Below are 13,595 nucleotides of genomic sequence, written 5' to 3'. Positions count from 1 at the left end.
GCCCGCGCGTGGCGAGCCCTTTCCCAATTCGGTCGGTGACCGGCAGATTACATCATGCCGCCCATGCCGCCCATGTCGGGCATGCCGCCACCGGCGCCTGCGCCACCGTCCTTGGACGGCTTGTCGGCGACCATGGCCTCGGTGGTGATCAGCAGACCCGCGATGGAGGCTGCATCCTCAAGAGCCGTACGCACGACCTTCGCGGGGTCGATGACGCCGAACTTGAACATGTCGCCATATTCGTCGGTCTGGGCGTTGTAGCCGAACTTCAGATCGTCGCTTTCGCGGATCTTGCCTGCCACGACGGAGCCGTCGACGCCTGCGTTCTCGGCGATCTGGCGCAGCGGCGCTTCCAGCGCGCGGCGCACGATGGCGATACCCGCGTTCTGGTCGGAGTTTGCACCGGTCAGACCTTCGAGCGACTTGGCACCCTGCACGAGGCTCACGCCACCGCCGACGACGATGCCTTCCTGAACGGCCGCGCGGGTTGCGTTCAGCGCGTCATCGACGCGGTCCTTACGCTCCTTCACTTCGACTTCGGTCATGCCGCCGACGCGGATGACAGCGACGCCGCCTGCGAGCTTGGCAACACGCTCCTGCAGCTTCTCACGGTCGTAATCCGACGTGGTCTCTTCGATCTGGGTGCGGATCTGGCCGACACGCGCTTCGATCTCTGCCTTGTCGCCATTGCCGTCGACGATGGTGGTCTCGTCCTTGGTGATGTCGACCTTCTTGGCGGAGCCGAGCATGTCCATGGTGACGTTCTCGAGCTTCATGCCGAGATCTTCCGAGATCACCTGGCCGCCCGTAAGGATCGCGATGTCCTGCAGCATGGCCTTGCGGCGATCGCCGAAGCCCGGTGCCTTCACGGCTGCGATCTTCAGACCGCCGCGCAGCTTGTTCACGACGAGCGTGGCAAGTGCTTCGCCTTCCACGTCTTCCGCGATGATCAGAAGCGGCTTCTGGGACTGGATGACCTGCTCGAGGAGCGGGACCAGCGGCTGCAGCGAGGAGAGCTTCTTCTCGTGCAGGAGGATCATGCAATCCTCAAGCTCTGCGACCATCTTCTCGGAATTGGTCACGAAGTAGGGGCTGAGGTAGCCGCGGTCGAACTGCATGCCTTCGACGACTTCGACCTCGGTCTCCATGCCCTTGTTCTCTTCGACGGTGATGACACCCTCGTTGCCGACGCGCTGCATGGCGTCCGCGATCTGGCGACCGATCGATTCTTCGCCGTTGGCGGAGATGGTGCCGACCTGTGCGACTTCGTCGGAGTTCTCGACGGTGCGCGCGGCGCCCTTGATCTGCTCGACGACCTTGGAGGTTGCGAGGTCGATGCCGCGCTTGAGGTCCATCGGGTTCATGCCGGCGGAGACGGCCTTGACGCCTTCCTTGACGATGGCTTGCGCCAGAACGGTCGCGGTGGTGGTGCCGTCGCCCGCTTCGTCATTGGTGCGGGAAGCGACTTCCTTCACCATCTGCGCGCCCATGTTCTCGAACTTGTCCTCAAGCTCGATTTCCTTGGCGACGGAGACGCCGTCCTTGGTGATGCGCGGGGCGCCGAACGACTTGTCCAGAACCACGTTGCGGCCCTTGGGGCCGAGGGTGACCTTGACCGCATCGGCGAGGGTGTTGACACCCTTCAGCATCCGGTTGCGGGCGTCGGTATCGAATTTCACGTCCTTGGCAGACATAAGCTTCACTCCTTAAGATGTTGTTGAGGAAATGCGTTCCGGGTCAATCGCTCAGGCGATGACGCCCAGGATGTCGCTTTCCTTCATGATCAGCAGCTCTTCGCCGTCGATCGTCACTTCGGTGCCGGACCACTTGCCGAACAGGACCTTGTCGCCCTCGGACACGGCCATCGGGATCAGCTCGCCGCTGTCCTTGCGTGCGCCTTCGCCACAGGCCACGATGGCACCTTCGGCGGGCTTTTCCTTGGCGGTTTCGGGGATGATGAGGCCGCCCTTGGTCTTGTCGTCGCTCTCGACGCGACGGACCAGAACGCGGTCATGAAGCGGTTTGAATGCCATCTTCGAGTCTCCTTGGCTCAAAGTTTGTTCCATTGTGTCCCCCCTCAGGCAGACACGTTAGCACTCACCGTAGCCGAGTGCTAACGAGCCGGAGATAAGGAGGCGCCAAGAGGGTGTCAACAACGCGTCTGCAAAAATTTGCGACGTCCTGCCGCAGGTTTCGTGATGCGCTGCGACGTGGCGTTCTCGGGGGCAACGCCTGTCAGAGGCCGGAGGCGATTTCAACCGGCAGCGCCATGCCGCAGGCGGGTCCGCGCGCGTCAGTCGGCAGGCGCGCCGCCCCAATCGGCCAGCCCCTTCCGGCCCTCCGCGCTGAGGGCGTAGATCCCGGTCTCGACCTTCTCGAACCAGCCGTAATGGTTGTCGCGCATGATCCGCGTGGCCTCCGGCACGCCGGTGGCGCGGGCCACGAGCGCGCCCTTCTCGGCGCCCGCCTCCGCAAGGTAGGCCGCGCAGGCCAGCGCATCCTGCCGGTAGCCCGTGACCAGGCCGTGCCGCGTGGCCCCGCCGTCATTGGGGTCGCCGCGAAGACGCGCGAAAGCGCGGAGGAGCTTGGCCTTCGCCCGCTTGTTCTGCCTCGGCGCATAAGGCCCCGGATCGCAGAGCACCTCCACGGCCCCGTCGCGCTCCCGCACGGTGATGAAGCCCAGTCCAAGCCGCCTGCACAGCGCGAGATTGTCCTTCAGCGCCCGCTTGGCACGGGGCCCCGTGGGCCGAGTCACCGCGATGTAGACATGGTCCGTGACCTGCAGTCGCGCGCAGGCCTGATGGATCAGGCCCAGCGTAACCGCGCGTTTCAGCTCCACGATCACCGGGTCCAAGCCCGCCTTCACCCCCACCACATCCGCCGCGCCGACCTCGCCCTTCACGACATAGCCCTGCGCTTCGAGAAGCCGTTTTACCGGCGCGTAAAGATCACGTTCGCGTCCCATCGCCCGAAACCTCGCCCGCCCGCTTGCCCCGTGCAAGGGCTCCGCCTAGCTTTGAGCGGACCCGACCCGGAGATGATGCATGCGCGCCCTTCTCGCCCTTCTGTTCTGGCTTCTCCAGGCGCCGCTCGCCCTGGCGCTCTGCGCAGGCACCGATCTGCGCGCGACCCTCTCGCCCGAGACCCGCGCCTCCGTGGCAGCCGAGGTTGCCGGGATGCCCTATGCCGAAGGCAACCACTGGATTGCCCGGCGTGACGAGGAGGTCGTCCACCTCATTGGCACGATGCATGTGGACGATCCGCGCTTCGACGCGGTGACCGACCGCCTGCAGCCCGTGATCGCCGATGCGCGCCTGCTTCTCCTCGAAGCGACAAAGGCCGAACAGGACGCGCTCACCGCGGATCTGGCCAATGATCCGAGCCTGCTGATCCTGTCGGAGACCACCCTGCCCGAGCTTCTGAGCGAAGAGGATTGGCAAGCCCTGTCGCGCGCCGCCTCCGATCGCGGCATTCCGGGGTTCATGGCCGCGAAGATGAAGCCCTGGTACCTGTCGCTCGTCCTCGCGCTGCCGCCCTGCATGCAGGCCGAGATGGGCGCTGCCAACGGGCTCGACGCCCAGCTCGAAGCCCTGGCCGAGGCCGCGGGCACGCCCACCGCCGCCCTTGAGGATCCCCGCAGCGTCTTCGCCGCGTTCGAGGAAACCCCGCTCGAGGAGCAGGCCGCGATGATCCTGCCCTCCGTCATGGATCCCGCCGATGCCGAGGACATGTTCGCCACCCTGCGCGGAGCCTATTTCGACGAGAAGACCGCGCTCGGCTGGGTGCTGTCGACGACGCTGGCCGCTGAACTGTCCCCCGCAGGCCCCGAAATGGTCGCCGACGCGATGGCCCGGGCCGAGGATGCGCTTCTGACCGACCGGAACCTCGCCTGGATGTCCGTGATCCTGCCCGAGGTGCAGGTGGGCGCCCCGATCGTCGTGGCCGTGGGCGCCGCGCATCTGCCCGGCGAGACCGGGCTTCTGAAGCTCTTGGAGGCGGAGGGCTTCACCCTCAGCCGCGCAGAGTTCTAGGCGGCAAGCCCCCGGCCTTTCAGCAGCGCATCGACCTCGGGCATCTTGCCCCGGAACGCGATGTAGAGCTCGTCCGCCTCCGCCGATCCGCCCTTCGACAGGATGAACCGCTCCAGCTTGTCGGCCATGGCCGGATCGAAGGCCCCGCCTGCCTCCTCGAAGGCCGCGAAGGCATCGGCATCCATCACCTCCGACCACATGTAGCTGTAATAGCCCGAGGAATAACCGTCACCCGCGAAGACATGGGCGAAATGCGGCGTTGCGTGCCGCATCGCGATGGCGTCCGGCATGCCGATGCTGTCCAGGATTTCCGCCTGTCGCGCCATCGGATCGGCGGGCGGCGGTCCGTCATGGAACTCCAGATCCACAAGGGCCGAGGCCACATATTCGACCGTCTGGAAGCCCGCATCGTAAGTCGCGGCTTCCAGCACCTTGTCGAGCATGGCCTGCGGCATCGCCTCGCCGGTTTCCGCATGGGTCGCGAAATTGCGCAGCACTTCGGGCACTTCGAGCCAGTGTTCGTAAAGCTGGCTGGGCAATTCGACGAAATCCCGCGCGACGGATGTGCCCGCCATCGACCCGAAGGTCACGTCCGACAGCATCTGGTGCAGCGCATGGCCAAACTCGTGAAAGAGCGTGCGCGCGTCGTCATAGGACAGAAGCGCGGGCGCGCCTTGGGAAGGCTTTGCGAAATTGCAGACATTCACAACGATGGGCGCCTTGGGATCGGGCTTTTTCGCTTGCATCCGCATGGCCGAACACCACGCCCCCGAGCGCTTCGAGGCACGGGCGAAGTAATCGCCGACGAAGACCGCGCAATGCGTGCCGTTGCGCGTCACTTCCCAAGCGCGGCAATCGGGATGATAGAGCGGCACATCGAGCGGTTTGAACTCCAGCCCGAAGAGCCGGTGCGCGCAATCCATCGCCGCCTCGATCATCCGGTCAAGTTGCAGGTACGGCTTCAGCGCGGTCTCGTCGAGATCGTGTTCCTCCCGCCGCCGCGCCTCCGAATAGTAATGCCAGTCCCAGGGCTGCAGCGGGCCGTTCACGCCATCGGCGGCCATACGCTCCGCGAGCTTGGCCGCGTCCTCCTCGGCGCGCGCACGGGCCGGAGTCCAGACCGCATGCAGAAGATCGCGCACCTTGTCGGGGGCCCCTGCCATTTCGGTCTCGAGCTTGTAGGCCGCGAAGGTCTCGTAGCCCAGCAGCTTCGCGCGCTCTTCCCGAAGCGCCAAAACTTCGGCGGCAATCTCGCGATTGTCGGTCTCACCGCCATTCGCACCGCGTGCCACCCAGGCCCGCCAGGCCAGTTCGCGCAGGTCGCGCCGGGGCGAGAATTGGAGAAACGGCGTGATCAGCGACCGCGACAGCGTGATGACCGGGCCCGCGGCACCCCGTTCTTCGCCCGCAGCGCGCGCGGAGGCTTTCAACCAGTCCGGCAGACCTTCAAGATCGGCCTCCGCCAATTCCATCTGCCAGCCCGCCTCATCGGCCAAGAGGTTCTGGGTGAACGCGGTGCCCAACACCGACAGGCGCGATTTGATCGCGCGCATCCGCTCCGCATCGGCCCCCGTCAATGCAGCCCCGGCACGCACGAAGCCGCGCCGGGTGAGCATCAGGAGGCGCGCCTCCTCCCCGTCGAGATGCAGTGCGTCGCGCTGCTCCCACAGCGCCTCGATCCGGGCGAACAGCGCCGTGTCGGCATAGATGCCCGCGAAATGCTCGGCCAGCTTGGGCGAGAAGTCGCGCTGCAATTCCTGCCGCTTGGGGTTCGTATCCGCCCCCGCAACCGAGAAGAAGGTCGACAGCACCTTGTCGAGCGCAGACCCCGCCCCTTCCAGCGCCAGCACCGTGTTCTCGAAGGACGGGGCGGCCGGGTTTTCGGCGATGGCCGCGATCTCGGCCTTGTGCTCGATCAGCGCGGTCTCCAGCGCAGGCGCGAAATCATCATCGGCGATGGCGGCGAAAGGCGGCAGTTGAAACGGCGTGTCCCAATCCGCGAGCAGGGCATTTGTCATGGAGATCTCCTTTGGCCTTTATCTATGGTGCTCCGACAGCCCCGGCAATGCAGCCCGACGCGCCTTAGCCCTGCGATGCGCTTCCGCAGACCGGGCAATCCGCCCGGCGTTTCAGCGCGATCTTGCGCGTCTCGCCCCAAAGCGCATCGTAGATCAGCATCTCGCCTTTGAGAGGCGCGCCCGCCCCGGTGACGATCTTGATCGCCTCGACAGCCATCATCGCGCCGACGACCCCCGGCAAGGGGCCCAAAACCCCTGCCTCGGCGCAGGAGGGGGCGAGCCCCGGTGCGGGTGCTTCGGGGAAGATACATTGATAGCAGGGGGTGCCTCCCGCGGGGTCGAAGACCGAAAGCTGGCCTTCCCACTGGCTGAGCGCCCCGGATATCAGCGGCAGACCCGCCGCCACCGCCACCCGATTGGCGAGGTAGCGCGTGTCGAAATTATCGGTCCCGTCCAGGATGACATCGTAATCCGCAAAGAGGTCCGGCGCGATCTCATCGGTCAGACGGCGGTGATAGGGACGCACTGTAACGCCGGGGTTCTGCGCCTCCATCGCGGCTTGGGCGGAAAAGACCTTGGGCAGGCCGATATCCGCGTCGCGGTGGATGACCTGCCGCTGCAGATTGGCATTCTCGACCGCGTCGTCGTCTATCACGCCGATCGTGCCGACGCCGGCGGCGGCCAGGTATTGCAGCGCAGGCGCGCCGAGACCGCCTGCCCCGAGAACCAGCACCCGCGCCTCCTTAAGTGCCTTCTGGCCCGGCCCGCCCAGCTCACGCAGCACTATATGACGCGCATAGCGTTCAAGCTCCGTGCTGGAGAAGGTGCCCTTGGGTTGCTGGGCCGCGACCGCGCTTTCCTCGGCCTCTTCCTTGGCGACCGCCCGCGCTTTCACCCGCGCCAGAAGCTTGCGGTAGAAGAAGACGAACAGGCCGATGATGCCGAGGACCAGCCAGGGGGCGGCATTGTCACCGGTCATCGCCCGGACGGGATGACCATCGGGCAGCACGATATGCGCGGCCAGAATGGCCAGGTACAGCAGGCCGATCATGATGAAACGCGCCTGTTTCGGCGTGCCCATCAGGTGCCCGATCCCCCAAAGCGCCCCGGACAGCGCCAGAAACAGCAACATCAGTCGATCCCCGTCGATCCAAATCCACCCGCACCGCGCTCCGTCTCCGAGAGCCGGTCCGTCACGCCGAATGTGGCGCGCAGGACCGGGGCGACAACCATCTGCGCGATCCTGTCGCCATGGGCGATGGCAAAAGGCTCCGTCCCGGCATTGAGCACGATCACCCCGAGCGGCCCGCGGTAATCCGCGTCGATGGTGCCGGGCGCGTTGGGCAGCGTGATCCCGTGCTTCAGCGCGAGGCCCGAGCGCGGCCGGATCTGCACCTCGAAGCCTTCGGGGATCGCAAGTCGCAGACCCGTCGGCACCAGCATCCGCACGCCCGGCTCCAGGACATGGGTCGCGCGGTCCGGAAAGTTCGCCCGCAGATCCGCGCCCGCAGCGCCCGCGCTGGCATAGACCGGAAGGCCCAGCGCCCGGTCGGCGTCCTCGTCCCACGTGATATCAATGGCGACCAAATCCGCAGCCTTCCCTTGGTTCATGGACGCAAATCGCGCCTTATCCGTTCTGAAGCGCCTCTGCGATCCGTGCGGCCAGACGCGCGGCCACCTGATCCTTGCCCATGCGCGGCCAGCTCTCTGCGCCACCTGCGGTGATCAGGGTCACGGCATTCTCGGTCCCGCCCATGATCCCGGTCGCAGGCGAGACGTCGTTCGCGACGATCCAGTCGCAGCCCTTCCGGGCGCGCTTGGCGGTGGCGTTGGCTTCGACATCGTCGGTCTCCGCCGCGAAGCCCACGACCAGGGACGGACGCCCCGCCTCGAGCTGCGAGATCTCCGCCAGGATGTCGGGGTTTTCGGCGAATGTCAGGACCGGCAAACCGCCCTTCGTCTTCTTGATCTTCGACGTGGCCTCTTCGGCCATGCGCCAATCTGCAACCGCCGCGGCGCAGACAACCGTGTCCGCGGGCAGCGCGCCCAAGGCCGCCTCGCGCATCTCGCACGCCGTCTCGACGCGGGTCACCGCCACGCCCTCGGGCGGGGGCACCTGCGCCGGGCCGGTGACGAAGATCACCTCTGCGCCCAGCGCCGACAGGGCCCGCGCGATGGCGGTTCCTTGCGCACCGGAGGACCGGTTCGCGATGTAGCGCACGGGATCGATGGGCTCATGCGTCGGCCCAGAGGTCACGACGATGCGGCGCCCTTTCAAGGGGCCATCGCCCAGCCGCGCCTCGATGGCCGCGACGATTTCCAGCGGCTCGGACATTCTACCGGGCCCGTATTCGCCGCAGGCCATATCGCCTTCGTTCGGGCCGGAGACCGCAACGCCATCGCCGCGTAGCGTGGCGAGGTTGCGCTGGGTTGCCGGGTGATCCCACATGCGCACGTTCATGGCGGGTGCGATCAGAACAGGCGTATCGGTCGCCAAAAGAAGGGTCGAGGCCAGATCATCCGCCCGCCCGGTCGCCATCTTCGCCATCAGATCGGCCGTGGCCGGGGCCACGACCAGCAAATCCGCCACGCGGGACAGCTGGATGTGCCCCATCTCTGCTTCCTGGGTCAGATCGAAGAGGTCGCGATGCACGTTCTGTCCGGCCAGGGCCGCCACCGACAAGGGCGTCACGAATTGTTCCGCCGCCTTGGTCAGAACCGGGGTGACCGCCGCCCCACGTTCGCGCAGGCGCCGGATCAGATCGAGCGACTTGTAGGCCGCGATACCGCCGCCGATGATCAAGAGAATGCGTTTGCCACTCAGCATGCGCCGTCCGCCCCCGTTGCTCCGCTCAGGTCTAAAGAGGCGGGCCGTTGCGCACAAGCCGATGCGCTTGCGCAATGTGGCGGGCGGTAGTCAGCGAAAGGCGGCGCAGGGATCGCCACGATCGACGGGCGGCGCGATCTCGACCATGTCGAAGCCCTGATCGAGTTTTGGCCCACCCTCCTCGGCCTGCCCGAGCGAAAAGACCGACACATCCGGCTCCGCAGAGGCGATCATGGCGGGCGCGCCCCAATCGGGCCGGGCATGGCCGTTGCCGGTAATCACCACGACAGGCGCACCGTGAACCGCCAGAGCCGTGAGCGCCGCTTCGGCCAGGCTCGCGTCGCGAAGCCGCTGAATATCCACCATCACGGGCAGCATTTCGGGGGGCAGCGCGTCGCAATGTGCCTCGGCCTGCAACGCCTCACGCTCGGCTTGCATGTCCTCGGCAAGCGCGCGGTCCAATCCGAAGCGGGATGCGCCCGGACCGAACGCCTCCGCAACACCCACATCCATTGCGCGGCGCGCCTCGTCACGCGGGATGGCGGCCCCGAAGACCGTCGCCTGCGGCGCGGCGGCAAAGATCGGGTAATACATGGAGAAGTCGGGCCAGCCGCTATTTTCCCAATCAAGGCGTGTCCGAAGGGCGTCTTCATCGGCGACAAGCGTGGGCGTGACCTCGCCTGCCTGATCCGGAGTCAGCATCTCGAACACCATCGCTTTCGGTGCGATTTCGCGAACGAGCTGCGCTTGTCGTTCATGATGAGCCGGGTTGTCATGCTGCTCGCCAAAAAAGACGATCTCGGCCGACATGAAATCGCCCCCGCTCGCATATGCGGCGGAGGCGAAGAGGCTGAGAAGGGCTGCGATCACGCGAGGAATGCGTGGACCTCGCGCGACTGGCTTTCGAGCGTCTTGCGCATCTTCTGAAAGGCTGCTGCCTCAAGCTGGCGAACCCGCTCCTTCGAGAGGCCCAACTCGTTGCCGAGGCTTTCGAGCGTGCGCGTCTCTTCGCGCAGCTTGCGTTCGCGGACGATGAAGCGCTCCCGATCGTTCAGCTGCTGCATCGCAACTACCAGCCATTCGCGCAGCTGCGCGTTGTCGTGATCGTCCTCGACAAGCTCGGAGGCCTGCGCGCTGTCATCTTCCAGCGCGTCGATCCATTCGCGGCCTTCATCTTCCACCGATTGCGTCGCGTTAAGCGAGTAGTCGGATCCCGAAAGGCGGCCTTCCATCATCTCAACGTCGTGCAGCGGCACGCCGATCTCCGTGGAGATCATCTGGCGCAGCTGATGACGGTCGAGCGTATGACCGTTGGCAGCGGCTTCCCGTTCGATCCGCGCCTGAACCCGACGCATGTTGAAGAACAGGGACTTCTGCGAGGATGTCGAGCCCGTCCGAACCATCGACCAGTTGCGCATCACATAATCCTGCACGGAGGCCTTGATCCACCACACTGCATAGGTCGAGAAGCGCACGCCACGATCGGGATCGAACTTTTCCGCGGCCTTCATTAGGCCAAGCCCGGCCTCCTGAATGAGATCGTTCATCGGGGCGCCGTACCGCTTGAATTTCGCAGCCATGGAAATCGCGAGCCGCATATAGGCGGTGATGAGTCGGTGGAGGGATTCCTCACACCGCTGGTCGCGCCAGGCGTAAGCCAGCCGAAGTTCGGTTTCGGCATCCAGCAATTCTGCCTTCATTGCCCGCCGCGACAAAGTCTGATCGTTGAATGCATCAAGCGCCATATTCACTCCCCAGTGGAATACGAAAGTCGGTCGTTCTTGTCTTCGGGAACTATTACGCAGGGACAACGCCCCCAGATCACATCCGGTTTCCAAAAAATTCTTTAACACCGGATGTTTTGGCAATCATTGGCAACGCTGCAGCGCGATTTCGGGTACCGACTGCGCAAATGTGTACAATTGTCGACTTCGCTAGTGCGTTGACGCAGGGGCATTTAACGACATTCCAAAAGTGAATCCGCGATATCTCGCCCGCCCTTCAGGCGCGTCGCGCGGATACGAATTAATTTTTCGCATAAGGCTTTGAGCATTCTCGGAAGCGGCCGGTTCGCCGGGCCCGCGGCGTGATTTCAGGCGGCCATTCGCGCGCCGCTGTGGGTCATTAACCGATCGCTAACCCTGTGTCTGGCACCAAGGACGGGTTGGGAGGGACCGCATCTTGGTTGCTGAGGCCTATACCGTCGCCTTTGAAGGCGTCTCCGCGCGCATGGTTCAGGTCCAGTGCGCCGTCACCCCGGGTCTGCCCGCCTTTTCCATCGTCGGCCTGCCCGACAAGGCCGTGTCCGAGGCGAAAGAACGGGTCCGCACCGCGCTCTCCTCGCTTTCCATCGCGCTCCCGTCGAAACGGATCACAGTCAATCTGTCGCCCGCGGATCTGCCGAAAGAGGGATCGCATTTCGACCTGGCCATCGCGATGAGCCTCCTCTCGGCCTTGGAAATCCTGCCGCGCGATGCGGTGTCGGGATCGGTGGCGCTGGGGGAATTGTCGCTCGATGGCACGCTGGTTCCGGTCGCGGGCGCCCTGCCCGCCGCCCTGGCTGCCGCGGAAGGCGCGCGCGGGCTCGTCTGCCCGAAGGCCTCGGGTGCGGAGGCGGCCTGGGTCGAGGCCTGTCAGGTCATCGGCGCGGAGTCGCTTTTGCAACTCCTGCAGCATTTCACGGGCCAATCGCCCCTGCCTCCGTGCCAGGCCGGGGAGGTCACCGCCCTGCCGCCCTGCCGGGATCTGCGCGACGTGAAAGGGCAGGAACGGGCAAAGCGTGCCTTGGAAATAGCCGCGGCAGGACGCCATCACCTGATGCTGGTCGGCTCACCCGGATCCGGCAAATCGATGCTGGCGGCCCGGCTTCCCGGTCTCCTGCCCCCGCTCTCACCGGTGGAGGCGCTCGAGACGTCGATGATCCATTCGCTGGCAGCCCTGCTGGACGAGGGCGGGATTTCTCGAGCGCGGCCGTTTCGTGCGCCGCACCATACTGCCTCCATGGCTGCGATCGTGGGCGGCGGGCGGCGCGCCGCGCCGGGAGAGATCAGCCTTGCCCATAACGGTGTGCTGTTCATGGATGAATTTCCGGAATATCCGCGCGCCGTGCTCGAGACGCTGCGCCAACCGATCGAGACGGGCGAGGTGATGGTGGCGCGCGCCAATGCCCATGTGACCTATCCGTGTCGTTTCATGCTGGTGGCCGCGGCCAATCCGTGCCGCTGCGGGTACCTGCCGGATGCGGACAGGGCCTGCTCGCGCGCGCCGCTGTGCGGCGAGGATTACCTCGGGCGCATCTCGGGTCCGTTGATGGACAGGTTCGACCTGCGTGTGGAGGTGCCCCCTGTCTCCATGCAGGATCTGGACACGCCGCCAAGTGGTGACAGCTCCTTGGCCGTGGCCGGCCGCGTCGCCCAGGCCCGTGCGCGCCAGCTTGCGCGTTACGGCGAGGGCGACGCCGTGCGCACGAATGCCGATGTCGAAGGGCAGCGCCTGGACGAGGTTGCCACGCTCGATACCGAGAGCCGTCTTCTGATCACCCGCGCGGCGGAGCGCATGGGCCTGTCGGCCCGCGGATACCACCGGATTTTGCGCGTGGCGCGCACCATCGCTGACCTCGACGGGTCCGACGACATTGCGCGGGCGCATGTCGCCGAAGCCCTGGGCTACCGGCTGGTCAGCCGCCGCGAGAGTTAGGCGCGACGCGCCTCGATCGTCTCCCAGAGCTTGGCGGCCACGTTGATCCCGTCGAAGCGCTCGAGCTCCTGGATCCCGGTGGGCGAGGTCACGTTGATCTCGGTCAGCCAGTCCCCGATGACGTCGATGCCGACGAAGATCTGGCCTTTCTCGCGCAGGAGCGGGCCGATCTTGGCGCAAATCTCGCGGTCCCGGTCGGTCAGGGCGACCTTCTCGGGCCGTCCGCCCACATGCATGTTGGAACGCACCTCGCCTGCGGCAGGCACCCGGTTGATCGCGCCCACGGGCTCACCATCGACGAGGATCACGCGCTTGTCGCCCTTGCTGACCGCGGGCAGATATTTCTGCACGATCAGCGGCTCACGCGAGAAGCCGGTAAACAGCTCGTGCAACGAGGACAGGTTCCGATCCTCCGCCGCGAGCTTGAATATCCCAGCCCCGCCATTGCCGTAGAGCGGCTTGAGGATGATATCGCCATGCCGATCGCGGAACGCTTTCAGCGTTTCGAGGTCGCGCGCCACGGCCGTGGGCGGGGTCAGGTCGGGAAAATCGAGAACGAGCAGCTTTTCGGGGAAGTTGCGCACCCAGAACGGATCATTCACCACGAGCGTGGTCTGCGACAACCGCTGCAAAAGGTGCGTCGTGGTGATGTAATGCATGTCGAAGGGCGGATCCTGGCGGAGCCAGACCACATCGAACTCGGCCAGATCGACGGTTTCCATCTCGCCCAGGATCGCGTGATTGCCGACCTCGCGCTGCACTCGAAGTGTGCGGCCACGGGCTGTGATCCGACCCTCCTCATAGGCCAGCGCGTCGGGGAGATAGTAGAACAGGCTATGCCCCCGGGCCTGCGCCTCCTCTGCGATGCGGAAGGTGGAATCCGCCTCGATATTGATGGGCTCGATCGGATCCATCTGGATGGCGACTTTCATAGGGGCGCTCCTTCGCAGGCGTGATTTCCGCCTAGAGATGCGCCAAGCACGGTCCGAGGGCAATGGTCCGCGGATAAGGTGACGATTGCGC

General features: G+C 65.5%; 12 protein-coding genes. 2 read left to right on the top strand and 10 right to left on the bottom strand.

From position 1 onward, the window contains the following. Nucleotides 1-47: 47 nt before the first annotated feature. From groL to FIV09_RS03565, 3 genes are all read right to left on the bottom strand, one after another. Nucleotides 48-1,694: a chaperonin GroEL gene (groL, locus tag FIV09_RS03575; protein WP_152448704.1), complete on the bottom strand. Its 1,647-nt coding sequence runs from the start codon at nt 1,692-1,694 to the stop codon at nt 48-50. Nucleotides 1,695-1,745: 51 nt separating this feature from the next. Next, nucleotides 1,746-2,033 carry a co-chaperone GroES gene (locus FIV09_RS03570; RefSeq protein ID WP_076445526.1) on the bottom strand — a complete coding sequence of 96 codons (288 nt, stop codon included), beginning with the start codon at nt 2,031-2,033 and terminating at the stop codon, nt 1,746-1,748. Nucleotides 2,034-2,293: 260 nt separating this feature from the next. Next, nucleotides 2,294-2,965 carry a DUF2161 domain-containing phosphodiesterase gene (locus tag FIV09_RS03565; protein WP_152448703.1) on the bottom strand — a complete coding sequence of 224 codons (672 nt, stop codon included), beginning with the start codon at nt 2,963-2,965 and terminating at the stop codon, nt 2,294-2,296. A 79-nt stretch (nt 2,966-3,044) separates the two neighbouring features. Between FIV09_RS03565 and FIV09_RS03560 the strand changes: the two genes are divergently transcribed. Continuing rightward, the gene (locus tag FIV09_RS03560) at nt 3,045-4,031 is read left to right on the top strand and encodes a TraB/GumN family protein (protein WP_152448702.1); all 987 of its coding nucleotides are present in this window, start codon (nt 3,045-3,047) and stop codon (nt 4,029-4,031) included. Here FIV09_RS03560 and FIV09_RS03555 read toward each other — a convergent pair. The 6 genes from FIV09_RS03555 to FIV09_RS03530 form a co-directional block, all read right to left on the bottom strand. Further along, nucleotides 4,028-6,049: a M3 family metallopeptidase gene (locus FIV09_RS03555; RefSeq protein ID WP_152448701.1), complete on the bottom strand. Its 2,022-nt coding sequence runs from the start codon at nt 6,047-6,049 to the stop codon at nt 4,028-4,030. The two genes, FIV09_RS03560 and FIV09_RS03555, sit on opposite strands and share 4 nt — an antisense overlap. Before the next feature lie 64 nt (nt 6,050-6,113). Further along, nucleotides 6,114-7,181: a HesA/MoeB/ThiF family protein gene (locus FIV09_RS03550; protein WP_152448700.1), complete on the bottom strand. Its 1,068-nt coding sequence runs from the start codon at nt 7,179-7,181 to the stop codon at nt 6,114-6,116. Then, the gene (dut, locus tag FIV09_RS03545; protein ID WP_371417748.1) at nt 7,181-7,660 is read right to left on the bottom strand and encodes a dUTP diphosphatase; all 480 of its coding nucleotides are present in this window, start codon (nt 7,658-7,660) and stop codon (nt 7,181-7,183) included. Before dut ends, FIV09_RS03550 begins: the two co-directional genes overlap by 1 nt. A 16-nt stretch (nt 7,661-7,676) precedes the next feature. Further along, nucleotides 7,677-8,876: a bifunctional phosphopantothenoylcysteine decarboxylase/phosphopantothenate--cysteine ligase CoaBC gene (coaBC, locus tag FIV09_RS03540; protein WP_152448699.1), complete on the bottom strand. Its 1,200-nt coding sequence runs from the start codon at nt 8,874-8,876 to the stop codon at nt 7,677-7,679. 90 nt (nt 8,877-8,966) lie between these two features. Beyond that, nucleotides 8,967-9,746: a ChaN family lipoprotein gene (locus FIV09_RS03535; protein ID WP_254702300.1), complete on the bottom strand. Its 780-nt coding sequence runs from the start codon at nt 9,744-9,746 to the stop codon at nt 8,967-8,969. Next, nucleotides 9,743-10,621: an RNA polymerase factor sigma-32 gene (locus FIV09_RS03530; RefSeq protein WP_152448698.1), complete on the bottom strand. Its 879-nt coding sequence runs from the start codon at nt 10,619-10,621 to the stop codon at nt 9,743-9,745. The genes FIV09_RS03535 and FIV09_RS03530 overlap by 4 nt, the downstream gene beginning before the upstream one ends. A 436-nt stretch (nt 10,622-11,057) precedes the next feature. Here FIV09_RS03530 and FIV09_RS03525 point away from each other — a divergent pair, with 436 nt between their 5' ends. Beyond that, nucleotides 11,058-12,572 carry a YifB family Mg chelatase-like AAA ATPase gene (locus FIV09_RS03525; protein ID WP_152448697.1) on the top strand — a complete coding sequence of 505 codons (1,515 nt, stop codon included), beginning with the start codon at nt 11,058-11,060 and terminating at the stop codon, nt 12,570-12,572. Here the strand turns inward: FIV09_RS03525 and gshB are convergent. After that, complete coding sequence (gshB, locus tag FIV09_RS03520; RefSeq protein ID WP_152448696.1) at nt 12,569-13,504, bottom strand: glutathione synthase; 936 nt, start codon at nt 13,502-13,504, stop codon at nt 12,569-12,571. The two genes, FIV09_RS03525 and gshB, sit on opposite strands and share 4 nt — an antisense overlap. Nucleotides 13,505-13,595: the final 91 nt, after the last annotated feature.

It is taken from the genome of Roseivivax sp. THAF197b, from assembly GCF_009363255.1.
Classification (GTDB): domain Bacteria; phylum Pseudomonadota; class Alphaproteobacteria; order Rhodobacterales; family Rhodobacteraceae; genus Roseivivax.
Note: the sequence above shows the minus strand (reverse complement) of the source record. Positions and strands in the feature narration are given on the sequence as shown.